This is a genomic window from Halarchaeum acidiphilum MH1-52-1 (genome assembly GCF_000474235.1).
Taxonomy (GTDB): Archaea; Halobacteriota; Halobacteria; order Halobacteriales; family Halobacteriaceae; genus Halarchaeum; species Halarchaeum acidiphilum.
Map to the genome: position 1 here is coordinate 1 of NZ_BATA01000007.1, position 21,807 is coordinate 21,807.

The following is a 21,807-nucleotide window of genomic DNA, read 5'->3' on the forward strand; positions in this document are numbered from 1 at the left end:
GGTCGAGAGCAGCTCCGCGACCCCCTCGGTCCCGGCCCGGGGGCGGAACCGTTGGAGGTCGAGGAGGAAGTTCGCGGCCTCGTCGTAGCGCATACCGATACGTCCGCTCCGGCGGTCAAATGCGTGTCGGATACCGCGCCACCGCCTCACGTCCCCCGCTCGCGGCGTCCGAACCGGGCCGAACGCCTTTGGGTCACGCACGCGAAGGGACCGCGTATGGACGACCCCGCTCCCGTCCTCGACGGGGCGTTCGACGCCGCCGCCGACCCCATCGCCCTCCTCGACGCCGACGGCGTCCTCGTCACGACGAACGACCGGTGGGACGCCGACGCGCACTTTGGCGTCGACGCGTCTCCGGGTGTCGACTACGCGGCCGCGATCGAGGACGCCGCACCCGACGTCGCCGCCGCCCTCCGCACCGTCCTCGCCGACGGCGGGTCGTCGAGCGTCGCGTACGACCGCGCCGTCGACGGCGTCCGTCGCCGGTATCGCTTTCGCGCCGCGACCTTCGACGCCGGCGGGGAGCGATACATCCGTGTCGAACACCGCGACGTCACCGAGCACGCCGCCGCTCGACGCGCCCTCCGCGAGCGCGAGTCGTCCCTCCGGGCGAGCGCCGCCGTCCTCAGCCACGATCTCCGCAATCACTTCACCGTCGCGAGCGGCTGGCTCGACATGCTCCCCGACGCGGACGTCGAGGGCCGCACCCCGAAGGCTCGCGTCGCCGACGCCATCGAGCGCGCGGACAGCGCCATCATCGACGCCGTCGCCTACCTCCGCGTCGGCCGCGCCGGCGTCGCCCGCGACGACCTCGACCTCGATGCGATCGCGCGCGCCGCGTGGACCCGCCTCGACGCCGCGTCGAGCGACGCGACCCTCGACGTCCGCGACTCCGACTCGATCGTCGGCGACGCCGACCTCCTCGGCGACGCCCTCGAACGCCTCTTCGAGAACGCGATCGACCACGCCGCCGGTCCGGAGGACGCCGTCACCGTCCGTGTCGGCGGCTTCAGGGGTGACGACGAATCCGGCTTCTACGTCGCCGACGACGGTCCCGGTATCCCGTCCGCGCGCCGCGACGGCGTCTTCACGCTCGGCGAGACTGCCGTCGAGGCGGGCACGGGCTACGGACTCCCCGTCGTCGGTCGCATCGCCCACGTCCACGGCTGGGACGCCCGCATCGGCGAGGCCGACACCGGCGGTGCGCGCATCGAGTTCGTCACCGACCCGCGGGCGCCGACGCCCCCGGATCGGCGGGACCCGCGGCTCACGGGACCGTGACGGGCGAGCGAGGAGAGTGAACGGACTGCGTGCCGACGACGTGGCTCCGCGACTGGCCTCAGCTGTGGCGGAACGTCCGATTGCCCGTGAACGCCATCGCGATGCCGTGTTCGTCACAGGCCTCGATGACGTCGTCGTCGTTGACCGAGCCGCCGGGCTGAATGACGACCTCGATCCCGGCCTCGGCGGCCTCCTCGATGCCGTCCGGGAACGGGAAGAACGCATCAGAGGCCATGACGGCGCCCGCCGCGTCCTTGCCCTCGGCGTGCTCGTCCGCCTTCATCGCGGCGAGGCGGACCGCGTCCACGCGCGAGACCTGCCCCATACCGACGCCCACGGTCTCCGTGTCCGTCGCGAAGAGGACGCCGTTCGACTTCACGTGCTTCAGGACCTTCCACGCGAACAGCATCGTCTCGACTTGCTCCTCGGTGGGTTCGACGTCGGTGACGAACTCGAGGTCGCTCTCGGTGGGCGCCCACGTATCGCGCTCCTGCACGAGTCGCCCGCCGACGAGGGACTGGTCGGTGTGAGTCTCGGAGACGACGTCGGGACCGAGTTCGTCGCCGCCGACGTCGAGCACGCGGAGGTTGTCCTTCTCGAAGAGGACGTCGAGCGCGGCGTCGCTGTACCCGGGCGCGACGACGACCTCCTTGAACGAATCGATGATCAGCTCGGCGGTCTCCTCGTCGCACGGGCGATTGAGGGCGACGATACCCCCGAACGCGCTCATCGGGTCGGTAGCGAGGGCGTCCGCGTAGGCCTCGGCGAGCGTGTCGGCCGTGGCGCATCCCGCGGGGTTCGTGTGCTTGATGACGGCCGCGGCCGGCTCCTCGAACTCCTTGATGAGGTTCAGCGCGCCGTCGGCGTCGTTGTAGTTGTTGTAGGAGAGGGCCTTCGCGCCCTCGTTGAGCTGGTCGGCGGCGACGACGTTCGGCTCCTCGCAGGACGCGTCGCCGTAGACGGCGGCGTCCTGATGGGGGTTCTCCCCGTAGCGGAGGTCGGCGGCGCGGTCCGCGCCCTCGATCCGTCGGATCGGGAACGCTTCGGCGGCGTCCGCCTCGACGGCGACCTCGCCGTCGACGACCTCGGCCTCGCCCGTCGCGAACCACCCGATCGCGCGGGGGTAGGCCTTGAACTCCGCGTCGTAGAGCACGCGATCCTTCAGCGCCGCGGCGTCGTCGTCCGCGTAGACGGGCACCGGCTCCTGCGTGACGACCGGGCCGGCGTCGACCGCCTCGGTGACGACGTGGACCGTCGCGCCCGTCACGCTCACGCCGGCGTCGAGGACCTGCTCGTGGGCGTCCTCGCCGGGGAAGGACGGCAGGAGGCTCGGGTGGACGTTCAGCGTCGTCGGCGCCGCATCGAGGAACGTCTCCGTGAGGACGCGCATGTAGCCGTCGAGGGCGACGAGATCGACGTCGTACCCGTCGAGCGTGTCGAGGACGCGCTCCTCGTGCGCTTCGCGGGATTCGCCGTCCGCGCGCTCGACGACCTCGGTCGGGATGTCGCGCTCCGCGGCGGCGTCGAGCACGGGCGCGTCCGCGTCGTTCGTCAGGATCACCGAGAACTCGGCGCCGCCCGGCGCGCGATCGGCGACGTGTCGCAGATTCCGTCCGCGGTTGCTGGCCATGCCGGCGAGCTTCATACCCGTGGGTCGCGACCGCCACGCCGAAAGGGGTTGCGGTTCTCGCGGACGAGGTATGCACGAACGGGCATAGATTCTCGCCATCTCCGGCCGTCGTTCGCGCCGTCTATGCACGCACGTGGCGATCCGGACCGGCACGCTTTTGGGCCGCCGAGCGGGAGTGACGACCATGCCGGACCCCCTCGACGCCGTCTCGCCGCTGGACGGACGCTACGCCTCGCGGACCGCCCCGCTCGCCGACTACGCGAGCGAGGCCGCCCTGATGCGTGCGCGCGTCCGCGTCGAAGTCGAGTACCTCTGCGCGCTCGCCGACCTCGACGCCACGCCCCTCGAACTCTCGGAGCCCGAACGCGCCGCGCTCCGCGACGCCTACGACTCCTTCGACGCCGACTCGGCGCGGCTCGTCAAACGGATCGAGACGGAGGGCACCGACACCTACGCCGCCACGAACCACGACGTGAAGGCGGTCGAGTACTTCGTCCGCGAGCACGCCCCCGAGCGCGTCCACCAGTGGATCCACTTCGCGCTCACCAGTGAGGACGTCAACAACCTCGCCTACCGCCTCCTGCTCAAGCCCGCCGTCACCGACGTCCTCCTCCCCGAACTCCGCGAGATTCGCGACGATCTCGTCGGCTTCGCCCACGACTACGCGGACACGCCGATGCTCGCGCGTACCCACGGCCAGCCCGCGACGCCCACAACCTTCGGCAAGGAGATGGCGGTCTACGCCGCCCGCCTCGGCCGCACGCTCGCGGACGTGCAGGCCGCCGCCGACGGTCTCGCCGGCAAACTCGCCGGCGCGTCCGGCGATTACGCCGCCCACCACGCCGCCTACTCTCACGTCGACTGGCGCGCCTTCTCCCGCGACTTCGTCGCCTCCCTCGGTCTCGACCACGTCGAACCCACGACGCAGGTGAACCCCTCCGACGACCTCGCCGCGCTCTTCGACGCCCTCCGCGAGACCAACACCGTCCTCCTCGACCTCGATCGGGACGTCTGGACCTACGTCTCCCAGCGCTACCTCGGGCAGGAAGCGGCGAAATCGGAGACCGGGAGTTCGACGATGCCCCACAAGGTCAACCCCATCGACTTCGAGAACTCCGAAGGCAATCTCTCGAAGGCCAACAGCGACCTCGCCTTCCTCGCCGACTACCTCCCGACGTCCCGCCTCCAGCGCGACCTCTCCGACTCCACGGTGAAGCGCAACGTCGGCGCGGCCTTCGCCTACTGCCTGCTCGGCTACGTCAAATTGCAGGACGGCCTCGCGAAGGTCGTCCCGAACGAGCGGGTGATGCGCGAGGACTTAGAGGACACCCCCGAGGTCATCGGTGAGGCCGTCCAGACGATTCTCCGCCGCGAGGGCGACACCGAGGCCTACGAGCGCGTGAAGGCCCTCACGCGCGGCGAGCGCGTCACCATCGCCGACTTCCGCGACCTCTTCGACGAACTCGACGTCTCGGAGGACGTCCGCGACGAACTCCGCGCGCTCACGCCCGCCGGCTACACGGGCGTCGCCGCCGACCTCGCTCGCGACGTCTGAGCGGGACGCGCGGAAGAATTTTATCCTCGGCAGGTGCACTCCCGTCCGCGATGTCCGACCCTGAGACCCCCGCGACAGATGGTGGCGCCGACGCTGATGGCGGTGCCGACAACGACACCGACGACTACGGCTGTCCGAAGTGTGGGCACGAGGATGCGACGACCGGCTCGATCTCCACGACCGGCTCCGGCCTCTCCAAGATGTTCGACGTGCAGACGAACAACTTCGAGACCGTCACCTGCGAGAACTGCGGCTACACGGAGCTGTATCGCGACGTCCGAAATCGGGGGAGCGACGTCGTGGACGTCTTCTTCGGCTAGGCGAGCAGCGCGTCGAGGGCGTCCGCGACGATCCGTGCGCCCGTCTCGACCTCCCCACAGTCGACGTACTCGCGTTCGGCGTGCGCGACCGCGCCCTCGTCGTCCGCGAGGTAGCCCGGCCCGAAGACGACGGTCGGGGCGTCGCGCGCGAAGTACGACGCCTCGGTCGCCGCGCCGAACGGACGCGGATCGCCCGCGCCCGCCCCGCAGAGCGCGCGCACGACGTCGCTGTCGTGGCTCGTCGCGAACGCCTCGAGGAAGGGCGTCGTCCGTTCCTGTGGCTCGACGTCGAGACCGACGTCGGCGGGGACCGCCGCGCGCAGGTGCTCGCGCAGGCCGTCGAAGAATCCCGTCGCGGTCTCCGGCGGGACCGAGCGCCGGTCGATCACGAACGAGCACGCGGCGGGGATCTGGTTCGTCGCCTCGCCGCCCTCGATCGTCGTCGCCGTGAGCGTCGCCGACCCGAGCGACGGGTGGGCGTCCGGGCCGCGCTCTGCGTCGAACGACTCCAGCGCCCGGAGCGCCGCCGCCGCCCCCTGCACGGCGGAGACGCCGGACTCCGGTTCGGCGGCGTGCGCCGCGACGCCGGAGAGCGTCACCGTCCCCTGAAAGCGCCCGCGCGCCGCCGTGCAGGCGTCGAGTTCGGTCGGCTCCCCGACGACGTAGCAGTCGGCGTCGAGATCCAAGCGATCGGCGCCCGTCGAATCCGTCTCCTCGTCCGGCGTCACCGCGAGCGTCAGCGTCCCGCGCTCGGGCTCCGTCGCGAGGAACGCCGCGAAGAGCACCGCGAGCGGGCCCTTCGCGTCGCACGATCCCCGACCGCGCAAGACGTCGCCGTCCCGCTTTGGAGGTATGTGCGGCGGCACCGTATCGATGTGCGTGTTCAACACGACGTGTGGGCCTTCGCGCTCGCCGCCTTTCGACGCGAGCGTGTTCCCCGCGTCGTCCACGCGCGCCGCGACGCCCGCGTCGGCGAGTGCGTCCACGAGCAACGTGCGCATCGCGTCGACGTCCCCGTGCGAGGGCGTCGCGACGGCGCGTTCGAGGAAATCGATCGGCTCGACGCTCACGCGTCGGGCACCTCGCCGCGCAGAACGCGCTCGGTCGGGCCGCGCAGGGTCGTCGTGCCGTCCTCGCGAAGCCCGATTTCGAGGTCGCCGCCGGGCGGCGAGACCGTGACGTCGCCCGTCTCGGTGACCAATCCGAGACGCGAGGCGACGACGGCGATGGCGAGCGCGCCCGTCCCGCAGGCCTCGGTCTCGCCCTCGACGCCGCGCTCGAAGGTGCGCTGATCGAAGCCGCCGTCGTCCCGCGCGGTCGCGAGGTTCACGTTCGCGCTCCGGGAAGACCTCGTGGTGGCGGATCGGCGGCGCCATCGCGCCGAGATCCACGGCGTCGACGTCGTCCACGAACGCGACGGCGTGCGGGACGCCGGTGTTCACGGCCGTGACGGTGCGTCCGTCGAGGTCCGCCTCGACGAGCGCCGCCTCGCGGGCGAGCGGGACGTCTTCGGGATCGAACGTCGGCGTCCCCATCTCGACCGTCACGGTGTCGCCCTCGACCGTGCAGCGCCGCGGGCCGGCGCCCGTTTCGAGGGTGACGACGTCGCGCCCGGTGCGCTCGCTCACCCACTTCGCGGCGCAGCGCGCGCCGTTGCCGCACATCGCCGCGCGCGACCCGTCCGGCTGGACGAGCGTCATCGTCGCGCGCTCGCCGCCGTCCCTGATGTCGAGGAAGAGCGTCCCGTCGACGTCGAGCGTCCGACAGAGGTCGGTGCCGAACGCCGTCTTCTCGACCTGCTCGTCGGCGTCGACGACCGCGAAGTCGTTGCCGGTGCCGTGGTAGACGTCGTAGTTCGTCATGGCTCTTGGTAGGTGTCGGCCGTGTCCTCGGCGTGCGTCACGTCCGCGAGCGTCTCGCGGCGGCGCGCGACCCCGCTCTCGCCGCCGTCGAGCGCGACCACCGCCGGCCGCGGGCGCGAGTTGTACTGTGAGGCCATCTCGACGCCGTACGCGCCAGCGTTCCCCACGGCGAGCAGGTCGCCGCGCTCCGGCGCCGGGAGGTCGCGCGCCTCGCCGAGGACGTCCGTGCTCTCGCATACGGGCCCGACGACTGAAACCTCCTCGGTCGGCCTGTCGTCCGCGACGAGCGAGCGGATCGGGTGGTACGAGCCGTACATCGCCGGCCGGACGAGCGTCGTCATGCCGGTGTCCGCGCCCGCGATCACGGATTCGGACACGCGCTTCACGGTGTTCACCTCTGTGAGGAGGACGCCCGCGTCAGCGACGAGGTAGCGCCCCGGCTCGATCGTGAGCGTCGCGTCCACGCCGTCGAGCGCGTCGCGCGTCCGCTCGGCGACGGCATCGAGGTCGAGCGGCGCTTCGTCCTCGTGATAGGGGACGCCGAAGCCGCCCCCGACGTCCACGAACTCGAGGTCGAGGTCGGTGGCGGTGGCGCGCGCCACGTTCGCGAGCGTCGCGACGACGCGCGCGTGCTCGTCCAGCTGGTCGTTCGCGATGCCGCTCCCCGCGTGCGCGTGGACGCCGACGACGTCGAATCCGCGCGAGTCGGCGTCCGCGAGCACCTCGACGGCCTCGTCGGCCGGCACGCCGAACTTCGCGTCCTTCCCCGTCGACACCGACTCGCTGTGGCCGGCGCCGACGCCGGGGTGGACGCGCAGACAGAAGCGCCCCGAGAAGCCCCGTTCGTCGAGGCGCTCGATCGTGTCGCGCGCGCCCGCCGTCACGGTGAGTGCGGGATGCGCCGCCGCGACCGAGACCGCGTAGTCGAGATCTTCAGCAGGTGGGTTGACCGCCGTGTAGTGGACGTCAGCGGGATCGAACCCGGCGTCGAGGGCGCGCGCGAGTTCGCCCGCGCTCGCGCACTCCGCGCCCGCGCCGGCGTCGCGGAGCGCCCGCAGGACGTGGGCGCCCGCGTTGGCCTTCACCGCGAACAGCACCTCGGCGTCCGGGAACGCCGCCGCGAGGCGCGCGTGGTTCGCGCGGACCCGCGCGAGGTCGTCGACGTAGAGGGGCGTGCCGTACTCCTCGGCGAGCGCGCGCAGCCGGTCGGCGTCCCAGTCCGCGAGCCGTCTGACCGACGCGCCGCCGTCTCCGTCCCCGCTCACTCCCGGAGCGCCTCCTCGCGCTGGCTGGCCTCGAGCGTGCTCGCTTCGAGGTCGGTCGCGACGACCGCGGGCTTGTACGCGCCGCCGTCGAAGAGGTCGTGCTCGCCGACGGAGGACTCGACGAAGCGCGTGAACGCGCGGCGCTCCGGCGGAAGATGCCCGTAGATGACCTCCTCCTCGACGAGATCGTAGACGGGAATGCGCGGCGTGAGGAGCGTGTTCTCGCCGACGACGGAGTCCTCGCCGACGACGAAACCGGAGGTGACGCGACAGCCGGCGCCCAGCGAGACGCCGTCCTCGACGACGACGGGCGCGTCCTCGACGGGTTCGAGGACGCCGCCGATGAGCGTGTTCGCGCCGAGTTTCACGTCTCGTCCGATCTGCGCGCATGACCCCACGGTGTCGCAGGAGTCGACGAGCGTCCGGTCGCCGACGTGCGCGCCGATGTTCACGAACGCCGGGGACATCAGGATGGCGTCGGACCCGACGTAGGCGCCGCGGCGGAGCGTCGTGCCGTCCGGCGTGTTGCGCGTGCCGCGCTCGCCGAGGTCGGTCGTCTCGCGCAGCGGCAGGACGTCGTGGTACGTGACGCCGCCGTACTCGCGCGGCTCGGTCTCGCGCAGCGAGAAGTTCAGCAGGACGCCGCGTTTCACCCACTCGACGGCCTCCCACTCGCCGCCGCGCTTCTCGGCGGCGCGCACCTCACCGGCTTCGAGCGCTTCGAGGAAGGCGTCGATCGTGTCGGCGTCGGACGCTTCGAGGTCGGCGGGACCGACGTCCTCGGTCTGCACGCGTTCCCAGAGGTCCTCCACGTCGGCTTCGAGCGAATCGTGGCTTCGGCTCACAGTTGGCTGGCGATTGTCTCGAAGCGGTAATAGTCCGCCGGTTGCGTCGCGATCCACGCGGCCGCGTCCAACGCGCCCTCCGCGAAGACGTCGCGGGACCCCGCTCGGTGCGTCAGTTCGAGCGCCTCGTGGTTCCCCGCGAGGAGCACCTCGTGCTCGCCCGTGATGTCGCCCGCGCGCCGGGCGTGGACGCCGATCTCGTCGTCGTCACGGGGCGCCTCGCCCTCGCGGCCGTGGACGCGCTCGCTCGCCGCGTCCCTCGCCCCCTCGATGCGATCGAGGATCACCTTCGCGGTCCCGGAGGGCGCATCGCGCTTCCCGTCGTGGTGGGTCTCCGTCAGTTCGACGTCGTACTCCGGGAGGTCCGTCACCGCGCTCTCGACGGCGTCGAGGAGCGCCTGCACGCCGCGCGAGAAGTTCGCGCCGACGAGGATCGGCGCGTCGATGCTCGCTTCCTCCAGCGCCGCGACGTCGGCCTCGGAGAAGCCGGTGGTGCCGGTGACGAGCGGGACGCCGGACGTCGCGCAGGCGCCCGCGAACGCCACCGTCGCGTCGGGACCGGTGAAGTCCACGACGGCGTCCGGGCGCTCCTCGTCGAGCAGCGCCTCGAACTCCGCGCTCGGCCGGACGGGCACGCCCTCGACGTGCTCGCCCGACGCGTCGCGGTTCACGGCGAACGCGACGTCGATCCCGCGATCGCGCGCGACCGAGAGGACCGTGCGACCCATCCGCCCCGTGGCGCCCGTGACGGCGACGCGCGGGGTCATCGCTCGCCCTCCAGCGCGGCGTGGATGGCTTCGAGCGTCTCGCGGGTCTCCGGCGTCGCCTGCGAGAGCGGGTCGCGCAGCGCCGCGGGACCGTACCCCCAGACGTCCATCGCTTCCTTCACCGGGATGGGGTTCGTCTCGTCGAAGAGCGCGCGAAAGAGCGGGCCGAGTTCGTGATGGCGTTCGCGCGCGAGCGCGTACTCGCCGTCGAGCGCGTCGTCGACGAGCGCGCCCATCCGCTCGGGTTCGACGTTCGCGGCGACGCTGATGACACCGGTCCCGCCGATGGAGAGGAGCGGGAGCGTCATGCCGTCGTCGCCGGAGAGCACCGAGAACTCCTCCTCCCGCGTGCGTTCGATGACCTCGGAGATGAGACCGACGTCGCCGCTCGCGGCCTTATAGCCCACGACGTTCTCGTGTTCGGCGAGCGCGACCGTCGTCTCGACGTCGATCGAGCGGCCGGTCCGCGAGGGGACGTTGTAGACGATCTGCGGCAGATCGACGGCGTCCGCGATGCGCCGATAGTGGCGCTCCATCCCCTCGGGTTCGGGCTTGTTGTAGTACGGCGAGATGAGGAGGAGGGCGTCCGCGCCGGCGTCCGCGGCGCGGCCGGCGAGCGAGACGGCCTCGTGCGTCGAGTTCGATCCCGCGCCAGCGATGACGGGGACGTCGACGGCGTCGACGACGGTCTCGACGACCTCGACGTGCTCGTCGTGCGTCAGCGTCGCGGACTCGCCGGTCGATCCCGCCGGGACGAGTCCGTCGACGCCCGCGCCGGCGAGGCGCTTCGCGTCGGCGGCGAGCTGGTCGTGGTCGATGCGCTCAACGTCGTCCTCGAACGGCGTCGTCATCGCGACGAACGTACCGGTCGTCGGGTGTCGTGTCGTGGGCATGCGTGTGTAGTGTGTCGTGACTCAGGGGTGGTAAAACGGTGCGTCATCGCGTAGCCACGGTGACCCGAGACGGGGACGCTACGCCCGCAGCGAGTCGGTGCGGCCGCGTTTAGCGACGCGCGAGAAGACGCGAACGCCGTCGCTCGCGACGGTGAGTTCTACCGCACCCCCGCGAGCGACGGTCATACGCTCACGTAGTGACGTCCACCGTGATATGTCTGTCGCCCGTCCGTGGATTTATGCCTTCGTGGCCGACACGTCCGGAACGATGCTGGTCCTCGGCGATGCTCACGCGACCGATTCCGCCCGCCGTCGGGCACTCTTCGCGGCCTACCGCGCGGCCGACGAGTCGGTCGCCCTCCAGTGCGGCGACCTCGGCTACTACGACCTCCCAGTGTGCACGTACTTCGTCGCGGGCAACAACGAGGACTTCGACGTCGTCGACGCGCTCCGCCACGGCCGCGTCCGCTCCACGGACGTCGAGAACGCCCGCCTCCTCGCGGGCGACGCCGTCGACGTCGAGGGACTCCGCGTCGCCGGTCTCTCCGGCAACTACGCCCCGACGCAGTACGACAAGCCCCGATCCGCGCTCGTCGACGAGCGCCGCCGGCACTTCGTTCGCGAGGACGTCGAGCGCGCGACAGCCCTCGACGACGTCGACGTCCTCCTCACCCACGAGGCGCCCCACGGCACGCCGGTCTCGGAGGAGTACGACGTCGGCTGTACCCACATCGACGACCTGCTGACGGCGCTCTCGCCCGACCTCTGCCTCGTCGGCCACCACCACGAGCACACCGAATCGACGTTCGGCGACACCCGCGTCGTCACCGTCGCGCCCGTCTGGGAGTCCTACTACGCGCTCGATCCCGCGACGCTCGCGCTCACGCGCCACGAGACCCCCGACGCGTGACGCGTCCGACGCCCGCGGCGTGACGATTCGCCGCCGGGTCCGCGTCCGGGTCCGCGTCCGCGCGTAGTTCGCCGCCGGGTCCGCGTCCGTGCGTAGCCTCTTTACGCGCGAGCACCGAACTCACGCGACAGATACGACAGATGGCCGAGATCCACCCCGCACAGCGCGTCGCCGTCCTCGCCGACGCGCAGAACCTCTATCACTCCTCTCACAGCCTCCACTCGCAGAACGTCGATTACGCCGAACTCCTCGACGCCACCGTGGACGGGCGCGAACTCGTCCGCGCCATCGCCTACGTCATCCGCGCCGACTCCCCGCAGGAGGAGAGCTTCTTCGAAGCGCTCCGCGACATCGGCTTCGAGGCGAAGATCAAGGACATCAAGACGTTCGGCGACGGGTCGAAGAAGGCCGACTGGGACGTCGGGATCAGTCTCGACGCCGTCACGCTCGCGGAGAAGGTCGATACCGTCGTTCTCTGCACGGGCGACGGCGACTTCTCGCGGCTCTGTCACCACCTCCGTCACGAGGGCGTCCGCGTCGAGGTGTTCGGGTTCCGCGCGTCCACCGCCGACGAGCTGATCGCGGCCGCCGACGACTTCACGGACATGGGCGAGCGGGCCGAGTCGGTGCTGCTCTAGACGGAGCGTCCCTCGACGGACGTCCCGACGAGGAGCGACCCGACGGCGAGACCGACCGCCGCGACCACGCTGACGCCGAGCGTCATCGGGCTGACGGTCTTCATCGTGAGGGTCGTCCACAGCAGCAACGCCGCCGCGATCACGAGGATCGGCAGTCCCGCGAGCGTCTTCGTTTCCATCGTGACCGATTTTTGATCGCCCGGCACATAAGCCCACCTCTCTTCGCCGATCCCGTCCGCGGGGCGTCACCCGTCCGAAGGGTACATCCCCGCGTCGCGCGGAGAACGGGGCGATGGAGGACGCAGAACGACGGACCCTGCGGACGATCGCCGACTACCAGTTCCGCGCGGGCGCCGGCGCGGCGCTGTTCCCCGACGACGAGACGTACGACGTCGATCGCTCGAAGTCCGGGCGGCCCCGGCAGGTCTCCACGCGCGACGGCGCGCGCCTCGTCTCGCTCGGCACGGACGGGCGCTTCACGCTCGGTCTCGCCGGCGGCGGTCGCCTCCACGCGGCCCTCGCGGCGCCCGCGTGTCGCGTCGTCGTCGGCGACGAGAGCGAACCGTTCGTCCGCGACGGCAAGAACGTCTTCGCGAAGTTCGTCACCGACGTCGACCCGGAGGGCCGCGCCGGCGACGAAGTCGTCGTCGTGCACGAGGACGGCCACGTCATCGCCGTCGGCCGCCTCGAACTCGACGCCGAAGCCGTCCGGGACTTCGACACCGGGATGGCAGTCAAGATCAGAGAGGGGGCCGGAACGCAGTAGTCGGTCCCGCGAATCGTCGCGAACGACCCGCAGCGCGCTCGTGACCCGTAGTGTTTTTCCCCCGGGCGATCGGAGGAGTTGGTATGTTCGGAGGAGGCGGCGGGATGAACCCCCGGAAGATGCAGCAGATGATGGAGCAGATGGGAATCGACGTCACCGAGATCGACGCCGAGGAGGTCGTCATCACGACGGCCGACGGGCGCGAACTCGTCTTCTCGGACGCGGACGTCACACAGATGGACGCCCGCGGACAGGAGACCTACCAGATCCTCGGCGAACCCGAGGAGCGCGAGGCCACCGCGGCCGTCGAGTCCGGCGGCGAGGCGGCGGACGCCGGGGAACCCGAGATCCCCGACGACGACGTCGAGATCGTCGTCCAGCGGACGGGCGCGAGCCCCGAGGAGGCCCGCGCGGCGCTGAAGGGCGCGGACGGCGACCTCGCGACCGCCATCGACACGCTGGAGTGAGGGCGTTCCTCCTCGTTCGCGACGACCGCGAGTTCCTCTGTCACCCCGGCGAGGAACTCCACACCGATCTCGGCGTCGTGGACGTCCCCGAGGATCCCGACCGGGGGCAGGTCGTCGAGACGCATCTCGGCGAGGCGTTCACCGTGCGCTCGCTGCGCGGCCCGGATCTCTTCGATCACCTCGAACGGACGGGCGCGCCGATGATGCCGAAGGACATCGGCATCGTCGTCGGCGAGACGGGCGCCGCCGCGGACGATCGCGTTCTCGACGCCGGTACGGGAACGGGCGTCCTCGCGGCCTACCTCGGGCGCCTCGGCGCGGACGTCCTCACCTTCGAGGCCCGCGCGGAGTTCGCCGACGTCGCCCGCGAGAACATGGTCCTCGCGGGCGTCGAGGACGCCGTCGAGGTCCGCGCCGGCGACGTCACCGAGGAACTCGACGAACTCGGGTCGTTCGACCTCGTGACGCTCGACACCGCGGACGCCCCGGACGTCGTCGCCCGCCTCGACGAGCACCTCGTCGCCGGCGGCTACGTCGCCGTCTACTCGCCGTTCGTCGAGAACGCCCGCGCGAGCCACGAGGCCGCCGAGGCGGCCGGTCTCGCGGACGTCGACACGATCGAGACCATCCAGCGCGCGATGGACTTCGACGAACGCGGCTCGCGCCCCTCGACGCGCGGCGTCGGCCACACGGGGTATCTGACGTTCGCGCGCAAGCCGTAGGGCGAAGGCGGGGCGACTCGAAGCGGGAACGAAGCCCTACTTGACGCGCGTCCCGGGTTCCGCGTCGCCGTGCGTCGTGAGGAGGTCCGCGTCCTCGCCCGCGGCGAGCACCATGCCGTTCGATTCGACGCCGAACAGCTCGGCCCGTTCGAGGTTCGCGACGACGATGACCTTCGTTCCGGGAAGCTCATCGAGGTCGTGGAGCTGCTTGATGCCGGCGACGATCTGGCGGGTCTCGACGCCGATATCGACGGTGAGGCGCGCGAGCTTGTCCGCGCCCTCGATGCCCTCCGCACCGTCGACGCGCCCGACGCGGAGGTCGAGCGCCTCGAAGTCGTCGAAGCCGACGCGCTCCTCGACGAGCGCTTCGACGTCGGCGCTCTCGCTCTCGCTCTCGTCTTCGCCGCTCTCCACCGTCTCACCCTCTTCCTCGTCCGCGCTCGCCTCTTCGACGCGCGCTTCGAGCTTCTCGTTGAGTTCGGCGACGCGCTCGTCGTCGATCTTCTCGAAGAGCGGGCCGTCCGGCTCCGCGAAGGAGTCGGGCGTGGCCTGCAGGCAGTCGCCGACGGTGGCGTCGGCGGCGCTTCCGTCGGCGTCGAGCTGATCCCACGCCTCCTCGGCCTTCTCGGGCGTGATCGGCTGGAGGAGCACCGCGACGGCCTTCACGAGCTGCACGCAGTCGCGGATGACGGGCGCGGCCTCATCGGCGTCGAGCTTCCACGGCTCCGCGTTCTGGATGTACTCGTTGCCGTAGCGCGCGAGGGCGACGGCGGTCTCGCCGGCCGCGCGGACGTCGTAGTCGTTGAGCGCGTCCTCGTAGTCGTCCATCGCCTCCGCGATGCGCGTCTCCGTCTCGTCCGTCAGCTCGGCGTCGGGCGTGCCGTCGAAGTTGCGCGCGGCGAAGAGGAGCGCGCGGTTGACGAAGTTGCCGACGACGTCCGCGAGCTCGGAGTTGACGCGCTCTTGGAAGCGCTCCCACGAGAAGTTGACGTCGCGCTCGAAACCCGCGGCCGTGGCGAGGTAGTAGCGCAGGAGGTCGGGGTGGAAGCCCTCTTGCAGGTATTCGTCCGCCCAGATGGCGCGATTGCGCGAGGTGGAGAAGGCCTTCCCGTTGAGGTTGACGAAGCCGGTCGCGCAGACGGCGCGCGGCTCGTTGTACTCGGCGGCGCGGAGCATCGACGGCCAGAACACCGTGTGGTGCTGGATGATGTCGCGGCCGATGACGTGGACGATCTCCGAGTCGCCGTCCCGCCAGACCTCCTCCCAGTCGTAGGTGTCCGTGCCGACCCGTTCGCTGTACTGCTTGCTGGAGGCGACGTACTCGATGGGCGCGTCCACCCAGACGTAGAGGACGAGGTCGTCCTCCCCGTCACCCGGGTAGTCGATCCCCCAGTCCATGTCGCGGGTGATGCAGAGGTCCTGTAGGTCGCCCTCGATCCACTCGCGGGGTTGGTTCTGGGCGTTGCTCGTCCCCTCCAGCCGGTTGATGAACCCTTCGAGGTACTCCTGAAACTCGGAGAGCCGGAGGAACTCGTGCTCGCGCTCGCGGTACTCGGCGGGGTTGCCGGTGAGCGTGCTGACGGGATCGACGATGTCGCCGGGTTCGAGGTGGCGCTGACACCCCTCGTCGCACTCGTCGCCGCGGGCGTGCTCGCCGCAGTAGGGGCACTCGCCCTCGACGTAGCGGTCGGGGAGCCACTGGTCGGCCTCGGGGTCGTAGGCGACTTGGATCTCCTTCTCGTAGACGTGGTCGTTCTCCTCCCACGTCCGCACGAACGCCTGCGTGAGTTCGACGTTCGTCTCGTCGTGCGTGTGCCCGTAGTTGTCGAAGTCGACGTTGAACCGGGGGAACGTCTCCTCGTACTGCTCGTGGTGGCGCAGCGCGAACTCCTCGGGACTGACGCCCTCCTGTTCGGCGTTCACGGCGATGGGCGTCCCGTGCATGTCCGAACCGGAGACGAACGCCGTCCGCTGGCCGAGCGTCCGGAGCGCGCGGCTGAACGCGTCGCCGCTGACGTACGTTCGGAGGTGGCCGACGTGCAGGTCCCCGTTCGCGTACGGGAGCCCGCAGGTCACGAGCGCGGGGTTGTCCGTGGGGAACTCGTCGTGGGTCATACTTCCATCACCGATCCGTGTCGGCCTAAATCCCGTGGATTCGGTGCCGGCATCGCCGTCGCGGCCGGCGGTCGAACGAGTGGCTTAGGTATGTCGAGCGCGGCCTTTCGAGGGCACCGGTCGCGCCGCCGTCCGCCGATCCGGCGCTCGGAACGACGCGCCTTTACCTGTTGCATACCGATACGTTACACATGGGATTCGGTAGCTACGACGAGTCCGAGCAGGAGAACCAGAACGCGGACACCGACTACGACGACGACGACGCCGTGAGCGTCCACGAGAACGACCACGACGGGAGCGTTAGCTTCGACACCGGGGCGACGAGCGGCGAACTCGTCGACCGGCTGCAGGACATGAAGGACGACGGCGACGACGAGCCGTAGCTCACACCACGGCGAGCGTCCCCTCGACGAGGAGGACGGTGACGACGAGCCGGCCGACGCTCCCGGCGAACGTCGCGGCGGCGAACTTCAGATAGTCGCTCTCGAGGACGCTGAACGCGTAGATGGAGAGGGTGTCGGGGAAGCCCGGGACGGTGAGACCGAGCGCGAGACCGACGTAGCCGTAGGCCCGCACGAGGTCGACGACGCGGTGTTTCGACCACGCCACGGGATCGTAGCCGGCGCGGCGCAGGAGGGTCGTCACCGGTCCCGAGTGGCTCGCGCCGCGTCCGATGTAGAGCGCGAGGACGCTCCCGCCCGCCTTCCCCACGCCGCTCGCGAGCATCACGAGGACGAGCTGCACGGGATAGCTGAATCCCAGATCGAGGCTCGTGGCGGGGACGAGGACGACTTCGCTCGGGAGCGGGAGGACGACGGCGATGAGGAAGGAGTAGACGGCGACGACGATGAGGGCGATCGGGCCGGTCGCGGTCTCGACGAGGTGCTGGATGCCGAGGATGTCGATCGGGAGGGCGAGCGGGACGGTGAGCGGCGCGGACGCGACCGCGGCGGTGAAGTGCGACGTCACCGCGCGGGCGGGGAGCGGTGCCACGGCCGGATCACCCGCTCGCGCCGACGCGCGCGGCGTCGAGCGTGTCGAGGAACGCGTCGAGCATCGCGCGGGTGACGTGTGGCATGCAGACGACGCGGGCCTCGCCGCTCCCGGTTCGCGAGAGACGCCAGCCCGCGTCGCGAGCGGCGTCGAACTCCGCGTCGGAAAGCGAGAAGGCGACGAGCGGGAGTTCGGGGGCGACGACGTCGTACCCCCGATCCGTCAACTGTTCCGCGAGATGGACGGCGTTCGCCGCCGCGCGCTCGTGGTTCTCCTCGTACGCGTCCGGCCACTGCTCGTCGAGCGCGGCGGCCGCGCCGGCGACGCCCGCCCCGCTGCGCGTTCCCGTCAGCGTCGCCTGCGACGTCGTCTCCAAGTACGGCGTCTCGACGGCGAGCGCGTCGAGCGTCGCCTCGTCGCGCGCGAGGAACCCCCCGGCGGGGATCGGCGCGCGCCCGACCTTGTGCGGGTCGATGGTGAGCGTGTCGAGCGACGCGTGGCCGAAGTGCCACGCGTGATCGGTGAACGGCAGGTGGAAGCCGCCCCACGCGGCGTCGACGTGGAAGCGTGCCCCCGCCTCGCGCGCGATCGACCCGACCTCCGGGATCGGATCGACGCGACCGAACTCCGTGGTGCCGGCGACGGCGACGACGAGCGCGGTGTCGTCGTCGATCGCGGCCGCGAGCGCGTCCGTGTCCGCCCGGTGGTCGTCGTCGACGGGGACGAGGTGGAGGTCGACGCCGAGGACGTCCGCGGCCTTCTGGAACGAGAAATGCACGCTCGTCGGCGCGACGACGGTCGGATCGCCGCTCGCCGCGCGGTCGCGGGCCGCCCGGACCGCTTGCAGGTTCGCCTCCGTGCCGCCGCTCGCGACGTATCCCGCGGGATCGTCGAGACCGGTGACGTCCCCGAGCGTCGCGACCGCGCGCTCCTCCAGCGTCGCGACGTCCGGGTAGGTGGCGGGATCGCCGGGGTTGTCGGCGAGGAAGCGCTCCGCCGCGCGGGCGGCCGCGGGGTGCGGGCGCGTACACATCGAGGAGAGCACGCGGTCGAACTCCTGCGGCGTCGCGTCCATACGTACGCGATACCGCGGTGGCCGTTTAAGCTGTCCGTTCGGCGCCTCCCGCCTCAGCGCACGGAGTCGAGGATGAGGCGCTGCTCGACGCGCTTGGCCTCGTGCTGGACGTCGCGCACCGCATCGACGTTCGCGCTGATCGAGGAGACGCCGCGCTCGACGAGGAAGTCCACCATCTCGGGCTTCGAGCCGGCCTGCCCGCAGATCGAGGTGTCGACGTCGCGCTCCCGGCACGTCTCGATGGCGCCCTCGATGAGCGCGAGCACGCCCGGGTGGAGTTCGTCGAAGCGATCGGAGACGCGCTCGTTGTTCCGATCGACCGCGAGCGTGTACTGGGTGAGGTCGTTCGTCCCGAAGGAGACGAAGTCCGCGCCGGCGTCGCAGAACTCCCCGACGCAGAGCGCCGCGGCGGGCGTCTCCACCATCACGCCCCAGCGGCGCTTCTCCGTGTCGACGCCGGCGGCCGCGAGGGCGTCGCGCGCCGCGCGGGCGTCGCGGCCGTCGTTCACGAGCGGGAACATCACCTCGACGTTGTCGTACCCCATCTCGTAGAGCCGGGCGAACGCCGCGAGTTCGAGCTGGAACAGCTCCGACTCATCGAGCGAGCGCCGCAGGCCGCGATAGCCCAGCATCGGGTTGTGTTCGTGCGGCTCGTCCTCGCCGCCCTCGAGCTGGCGGAACTCGTCCGTCGGCGCGTCGAGCGTGCGCACGCGCACCGACCGGGGGTAGAACTCGTCCGCGACGGTGCGGATGCCCTCGACGAGCTCGTCCGTGTACGCCCGCTCGCCGTGTTTCTCGACGTAGCGCTCGGGCGTGACGTTCGTCGAGAGGATCATGTGCTCGGTGCGCAGCAGGCCGACGCCGTCCGCGCCCGTCGCGGCCGCGCGCTCCGCGGCCTCCGGAATCGAGACGTTCACCTTCACCTCCGTCGCCGTCATGGGCTTCACGGGCGTCGTCGGACGCGCGTCCTCGACCGGCTCGCGCTCCTCCTCCGGCTCCGCGGTGCCGGCCTCGACCGTCCCGCGATCGCCGTCGATCGTGATCGGCTGGTCGTCGCTGAGCACTTGGGTCCCGGTCTCCGTCCCGAGCACGGCGGGGACGCCGAGCTCGCGCGAGACGATGGCGGCGTGGCTCGTCATCCCGCCCTCGTCGGTGACGATGCCGGACGCGCGCTTCATCGCGGGCACCATGTCCGGCGTCGTCATCGACGTGACGATGACGTCGCCCTGTCCGACCTTGTCGAGTTGGTCGAGACCGCCGACGATGCGCGCCGCCCCCGAGGCGACGCCGGGACTCGCGCCGAGACCGGAGACGAGCGTCTCGCCGTCGCTCTCGTGCGTCGTGCCGCTGTTCGACTCGTCGATGGTCGTGATCGGGCGCGACTGGAGCATGTACACCTCGCCGTCGGCGATCGCCCACTCGACGTCCTGCGGGGTGCCGTAGTGGTCCTCGACGCGCTCGCCCAGCGCGAGTAGCTCCTCCAGCTCCGACTCGTCGAGGACGCGCGCGTCGCGGCGCGCCTCGCTGACGTCGCGCTCCGTCGTCTGGCCCGTCTCGGGGTCGCGCTCGACGAGCGTCTTCTTCGTCGCGACGGTCACGTCCTCGATCTCGTCGCTCTCGCGGTCGATGACGTAGTTGTCCGGGGAGACGCTGCCGGAGACGACGCCCTCGCCCAGCCCCCACGCGGCCTCGACGATCGTCGTCGGCGCGCCCGTCGAGGGGTGGCTCGTGAACATCACGCCGGACTTCTCGGCGTCGACCATCCGCTGGACGACGACGGCGATGTCGACGCGCTCGTGGTCGAAGCCCTGCTCCTCGCGGTAGTAGATCGCGCGCTGGGTGAACAGGCTCGCCCAGCAGCGCTTCACGCGATCGAGCAGTTCGTCGCGCTCGATGTTGAGGTAGGTCTCCTGCTGGCCGGCAAAGCTCGCGTCCGGCAGGTCCTCCGCCGTCGCTGAGGAGCGCACGGCGACGAACGGATCGTCCCCGAGGTCGTCGTAGGCGGCGAGCACGGTCTCGCGGACCTCCTCGGGCATTTCCGCGTCGAGGATCAGCTCCTTCGCGGTCGCGGCGGCGTCCGCGAGCGCCGTCGAGTCCTCGGGATCGACGTCGAGGGCCGCGAACAGTTCGTCGGCCACCCCCGACTCCTCGAGGAACGCCCGATACGTGTCGGCGGTCACGACGAACGCGGACGGAACCGGGAGACCGGCCTGCGTGAGCTCTCCCAGCGACGCGCCCTTCCCGCCGACGCTCGGCACGTCCTCGGCACTGATGTCTGCGAGCCAACGTACTGGCATTAGGCACGCGGAAAGACAGCACACCCGGAAATAGTCGTTTCGGGTCTCGACTCGCTGACATTATGTATTCGAATTCGAGTTAATCGCCGTTCGCGGCGGCGAAGCCGCCGCGCTACGCCTCGATGATGTCGTCGGTCTCCTCGTCGTCCGGAACGGTCAGTTCGCCGTCGAGCGCCGCCGCGGCCGTCCCGCCGACGCGGACGCCCTCGGCGTCGACGCGCACGCGGACCGTTCCGGGCCGATCGACGTAGTGTCCCTGCTCGAAGACCATCTCGTCCGGTTGATCGCCGCCGAACGCGCCGATCTCGTCGAGGTACGCGCCCGCGGCGCCGGCGGCCGTTCCCGTCACCGGATCCTCGCGGATCCCGACGGGCGCGCAGAACGCGCGGGCGTGGAGCGTCGACTCGCGTTCGAGCGTGTCGAGCGTGACCGCGTAGACGCCCTCCGCGCCGACCTCCTCGCAGAGGTCGCGCAGCGCGTCGTCGTCGGGGTCGGCGTCGCCGAGCGTCGCGAGGTAGTCGAGACCGACGACGAGGAAGGGGAGACCGGTGTCGGCGACGGCGACGGGGAGGTCGTCCACGAACGACAGCGCGTCGACGCCGAGGGCGTTCGCGACCCGCTCCGCGTCGAGGTCGGGCCGTTGCCGGATGGTCGGATCGCGCTGTCGCATCCAGACGGTGCCGGACTCCTCGATCTCGACGTCGAGGACGCCGACGTTCGTCTCGACCGTGTGGTCCCCCGGCTCGATGACGCCCGCGTCGCGGAGGTGCGCGTGCGCGGCGATCGTCGCGTGCCCGCAGAGGTCGACCTCCGTCGTCGGCGTGTGATAGCGCAGTCGGCGCTCGGCGTCCTCGCTCGCGGTCACGAACGCCGTCTCGCTCGCGCCCAGTTCGCGCGCGATCGCCTGCCGTTGCGCGCCGCTCAGGTCGTCTGCGTCCGGGACGACGCCGGCCGCGTTGCCGTCGAGCGGGCGATCGGTGAACGCATCACAGAGGAGGGCGCGTGTGGTCTGCACGCACCACCCATCGCGCGCCGCGCAGTTGAACGCTGCGCTCCCTCAGCGCGCCCGGGCGTCCACGTAGTCGCGAAAGCGCTCGCGGGCGGCCGCCTCGCAGTCGACCTCGATGACGTCCTCGACGCCGCCGTCGAGAAGGTAGTCCAGCGTCTCGTCCGGGTCGCACGCCGCCGTCACGACCTTCGCGCGGAGGCGGCCGCGCCGCTTGATCAGATAGACCCCGGGCGCCTTCTCGTCGAGTGTCCACCGCCCCGTCCGTTGTGTGATACCCATTGTCACTCTCCTGCCGACGGGGGACACGAACCCCACACAAATATAATTTTCGTCCATTATAGACGCGGTGGGCGAGACGCGCCCCCGTTTCAGGTCACTTAACGTCCTCCGCGCCGTC

The 21,807-nt window shown here is 70.9% G+C and carries 22 protein-coding genes and 1 pseudogene; 9 read left to right on the top strand and 14 right to left on the bottom strand.

Annotated features, from left to right (window positions below):
• Nucleotides 1–216 precede the first annotated feature (216 nt).
• Nucleotides 217–1,281, top strand: coding sequence for a sensor histidine kinase (locus AOZ13_RS02215; RefSeq protein WP_021779690.1), 1,065 nt, complete (start codon nucleotides 217–219; stop codon nucleotides 1,279–1,281).
• 58 nt (nucleotides 1,282–1,339) lie between these two features.
• Here the strand turns inward: AOZ13_RS02215 and purN are convergent, their stop codons facing one another.
• Nucleotides 1,340–2,926 (bottom strand): phosphoribosylglycinamide formyltransferase, encoded by a 1,587-nt coding sequence (purN, locus tag AOZ13_RS02220; RefSeq protein WP_020222249.1) that lies wholly within the window; start codon nucleotides 2,924–2,926, stop codon nucleotides 1,340–1,342.
• 169 nt (nucleotides 2,927–3,095) lie between these two features.
• On the opposite strand from purN, the gene purB reads away from it, so the two are divergent.
• On the top strand, nucleotides 3,096–4,466 hold the full coding sequence (gene purB / locus AOZ13_RS02225; RefSeq protein WP_020222250.1) for an adenylosuccinate lyase: 1,371 nt from the start codon (nucleotides 3,096–3,098) through the stop codon (nucleotides 4,464–4,466).
• A gap of 50 nt (nucleotides 4,467–4,516) precedes the next feature.
• Complete coding sequence (locus AOZ13_RS02230; protein ID WP_020222251.1) at nucleotides 4,517–4,786, top strand: zinc ribbon domain-containing protein; 270 nt, start codon at nucleotides 4,517–4,519, stop codon at nucleotides 4,784–4,786.
• Here AOZ13_RS02230 and AOZ13_RS02235 read toward each other — a convergent pair.
• The 6 genes and pseudogenes from AOZ13_RS02235 to dapA form a co-directional block, all read right to left on the bottom strand.
• The gene (locus AOZ13_RS02235) at nucleotides 4,783–5,856 is read right to left on the bottom strand and encodes a M20/M25/M40 family metallo-hydrolase (RefSeq protein ID WP_049933737.1); all 1,074 of its coding nucleotides are present in this window, start codon (nucleotides 5,854–5,856) and stop codon (nucleotides 4,783–4,785) included. The genes AOZ13_RS02230 and AOZ13_RS02235 overlap by 4 nt on opposite strands.
• A pseudogene (gene dapF / locus AOZ13_RS15580) lies at nucleotides 5,853–6,648 on the bottom strand (diaminopimelate epimerase). Before dapF ends, AOZ13_RS02235 begins: the two are co-directional and overlap by 4 nt.
• Nucleotides 6,645–7,913 (bottom strand): diaminopimelate decarboxylase, encoded by a 1,269-nt coding sequence (gene lysA / locus AOZ13_RS02240; RefSeq protein ID WP_021779693.1) that lies wholly within the window; start codon nucleotides 7,911–7,913, stop codon nucleotides 6,645–6,647. The pseudogene dapF and the gene lysA overlap by 4 nt, the downstream one beginning before the upstream one ends.
• Entirely contained in the window at nucleotides 7,910–8,758 is an 849-nt protein-coding gene (locus AOZ13_RS02245; protein WP_020222189.1) for a 2,3,4,5-tetrahydropyridine-2,6-dicarboxylate N-succinyltransferase, read from the bottom strand. Before AOZ13_RS02245 ends, lysA begins: the two co-directional genes overlap by 4 nt.
• Nucleotides 8,755–9,525 carry a 4-hydroxy-tetrahydrodipicolinate reductase gene (dapB, locus tag AOZ13_RS02250; protein ID WP_020222188.1) on the bottom strand — a complete coding sequence of 257 codons (771 nt, stop codon included), beginning with the start codon at nucleotides 9,523–9,525 and terminating at the stop codon, nucleotides 8,755–8,757. Before dapB ends, AOZ13_RS02245 begins: the two co-directional genes overlap by 4 nt.
• A complete protein-coding gene (gene dapA, locus AOZ13_RS02255) occupies nucleotides 9,522–10,418 on the bottom strand; it encodes a 4-hydroxy-tetrahydrodipicolinate synthase (protein ID WP_020222187.1) in 897 nt (298 codons plus the stop codon). Before dapA ends, dapB begins: the two co-directional genes overlap by 4 nt.
• A gap of 268 nt (nucleotides 10,419–10,686) precedes the next feature.
• Here dapA and AOZ13_RS02260 point away from each other — a divergent pair, with 268 nt between their 5' ends.
• Nucleotides 10,687–11,328: a metallophosphoesterase family protein gene (locus AOZ13_RS02260; RefSeq protein WP_044957970.1), complete on the top strand. Its 642-nt coding sequence runs from the start codon at nucleotides 10,687–10,689 to the stop codon at nucleotides 11,326–11,328.
• A gap of 140 nt (nucleotides 11,329–11,468) precedes the next feature.
• Nucleotides 11,469–11,966 carry a LabA-like NYN domain-containing protein gene (locus tag AOZ13_RS02265; RefSeq protein ID WP_020222184.1) on the top strand — a complete coding sequence of 166 codons (498 nt, stop codon included), beginning with the start codon at nucleotides 11,469–11,471 and terminating at the stop codon, nucleotides 11,964–11,966.
• Here the strand turns inward: AOZ13_RS02265 and AOZ13_RS02270 are convergent.
• Nucleotides 11,963–12,145: a hypothetical protein gene (locus AOZ13_RS02270; RefSeq protein WP_020222183.1), complete on the bottom strand. Its 183-nt coding sequence runs from the start codon at nucleotides 12,143–12,145 to the stop codon at nucleotides 11,963–11,965. The genes AOZ13_RS02265 and AOZ13_RS02270 overlap by 4 nt on opposite strands.
• Nucleotides 12,146–12,258: 113 nt before the next feature.
• Between AOZ13_RS02270 and AOZ13_RS02275 the strand changes: the two genes are divergently transcribed.
• From AOZ13_RS02275 to AOZ13_RS02285, 3 genes are all read left to right on the top strand, one after another.
• On the top strand, nucleotides 12,259–12,732 hold the full coding sequence (locus tag AOZ13_RS02275) for a PUA domain-containing protein (RefSeq protein ID WP_021779696.1): 474 nt from the start codon (nucleotides 12,259–12,261) through the stop codon (nucleotides 12,730–12,732).
• An 83-nt stretch (nucleotides 12,733–12,815) separates the two neighbouring features.
• Nucleotides 12,816–13,199, top strand: coding sequence for a nascent polypeptide-associated complex protein (locus AOZ13_RS02280; protein WP_020222652.1), 384 nt, complete (start codon nucleotides 12,816–12,818; stop codon nucleotides 13,197–13,199).
• Entirely contained in the window at nucleotides 13,196–13,921 is a 726-nt protein-coding gene (locus AOZ13_RS02285; RefSeq protein WP_020222651.1) for a tRNA (adenine-N1)-methyltransferase, read from the top strand. Before AOZ13_RS02280 ends, AOZ13_RS02285 begins: the two co-directional genes overlap by 4 nt.
• Nucleotides 13,922–13,957: 36 nt before the next feature.
• Here the strand turns inward: AOZ13_RS02285 and metG are convergent, their stop codons facing one another.
• Entirely contained in the window at nucleotides 13,958–16,036 is a 2,079-nt protein-coding gene (gene metG / locus AOZ13_RS02290; protein WP_021779698.1) for a methionine--tRNA ligase, read from the bottom strand.
• Nucleotides 16,037–16,227: 191 nt separating this feature from the next.
• On the opposite strand from metG, the gene AOZ13_RS02295 reads away from it, so the two are divergent.
• Nucleotides 16,228–16,419, top strand: coding sequence for a DUF5786 family protein (locus AOZ13_RS02295; RefSeq protein WP_020222739.1), 192 nt, complete (start codon nucleotides 16,228–16,230; stop codon nucleotides 16,417–16,419).
• Nucleotide 16,420: 1 nt separating this feature from the next.
• Here the strand turns inward: AOZ13_RS02295 and AOZ13_RS02300 are convergent, their stop codons facing one another.
• The 5 genes from AOZ13_RS02300 to AOZ13_RS02320 form a co-directional block, all read right to left on the bottom strand.
• Nucleotides 16,421–17,005: a YqaA family protein gene (locus tag AOZ13_RS02300; protein WP_020222740.1), complete on the bottom strand. Its 585-nt coding sequence runs from the start codon at nucleotides 17,003–17,005 to the stop codon at nucleotides 16,421–16,423.
• A gap of 31 nt (nucleotides 17,006–17,036) precedes the next feature.
• Complete coding sequence (gene mfnA, locus AOZ13_RS02305) at nucleotides 17,037–18,104, bottom strand: tyrosine decarboxylase MfnA (protein WP_021779700.1); 1,068 nt, start codon at nucleotides 18,102–18,104, stop codon at nucleotides 17,037–17,039.
• 53 nt (nucleotides 18,105–18,157) lie between these two features.
• Complete coding sequence (ppsA, locus tag AOZ13_RS02310) at nucleotides 18,158–20,401, bottom strand: pyruvate, water dikinase (protein WP_021779701.1); 2,244 nt, start codon at nucleotides 20,399–20,401, stop codon at nucleotides 18,158–18,160.
• Between the two features lie 112 nt (nucleotides 20,402–20,513).
• Nucleotides 20,514–21,416, bottom strand: a complete 903-nt coding sequence (locus AOZ13_RS02315) for a PhzF family phenazine biosynthesis protein (protein ID WP_020222255.1) — start codon at nucleotides 21,414–21,416, stop codon at nucleotides 20,514–20,516.
• A gap of 42 nt (nucleotides 21,417–21,458) precedes the next feature.
• A complete protein-coding gene (locus tag AOZ13_RS02320; protein ID WP_020222254.1) occupies nucleotides 21,459–21,689 on the bottom strand; it encodes a hypothetical protein in 231 nt (76 codons plus the stop codon).
• Between the last annotated feature and the right edge of the window lie 118 nt (nucleotides 21,690–21,807).

Coding starts and splice junctions, on each gene's coding strand:
- AOZ13_RS02215 (WP_021779690.1), top strand. CDS start 217: ATGGACGACCCCGCTCCCGTCCTCGACGGGGCGTTCGACGCCGCCGCC.
- purN (WP_020222249.1), bottom strand. CDS start 2,926: ATGAAGCTCGCCGGCATGGCCAGCAACCGCGGACGGAATCTGCGACAC.
- purB (WP_020222250.1), top strand. CDS start 3,096: ATGCCGGACCCCCTCGACGCCGTCTCGCCGCTGGACGGACGCTACGCC.
- AOZ13_RS02230 (WP_020222251.1), top strand. CDS start 4,517: ATGTCCGACCCTGAGACCCCCGCGACAGATGGTGGCGCCGACGCTGAT.
- dapB (WP_020222188.1), bottom strand. CDS start 9,525: ATGACCCCGCGCGTCGCCGTCACGGGCGCCACGGGGCGGATGGGTCGC.
- dapA (WP_020222187.1), bottom strand. CDS start 10,418: ATGCCCACGACACGACACCCGACGACCGGTACGTTCGTCGCGATGACG.
- AOZ13_RS02260 (WP_044957970.1), top strand. CDS start 10,687: ATGCTGGTCCTCGGCGATGCTCACGCGACCGATTCCGCCCGCCGTCGG.
- AOZ13_RS02265 (WP_020222184.1), top strand. CDS start 11,469: ATGGCCGAGATCCACCCCGCACAGCGCGTCGCCGTCCTCGCCGACGCG.
- AOZ13_RS02270 (WP_020222183.1), bottom strand. CDS start 12,145: ATGGAAACGAAGACGCTCGCGGGACTGCCGATCCTCGTGATCGCGGCG.
- AOZ13_RS02275 (WP_021779696.1), top strand. CDS start 12,259: ATGGAGGACGCAGAACGACGGACCCTGCGGACGATCGCCGACTACCAG.
- AOZ13_RS02280 (WP_020222652.1), top strand. CDS start 12,816: ATGTTCGGAGGAGGCGGCGGGATGAACCCCCGGAAGATGCAGCAGATG.
- metG (WP_021779698.1), bottom strand. CDS start 16,036: ATGACCCACGACGAGTTCCCCACGGACAACCCCGCGCTCGTGACCTGC.
- AOZ13_RS02295 (WP_020222739.1), top strand. CDS start 16,228: ATGGGATTCGGTAGCTACGACGAGTCCGAGCAGGAGAACCAGAACGCG.
- mfnA (WP_021779700.1), bottom strand. CDS start 18,104: ATGGACGCGACGCCGCAGGAGTTCGACCGCGTGCTCTCCTCGATGTGT.
- ppsA (WP_021779701.1), bottom strand. CDS start 20,401: ATGCCAGTACGTTGGCTCGCAGACATCAGTGCCGAGGACGTGCCGAGC.
- AOZ13_RS02320 (WP_020222254.1), bottom strand. CDS start 21,689: ATGGGTATCACACAACGGACGGGGCGGTGGACACTCGACGAGAAGGCG.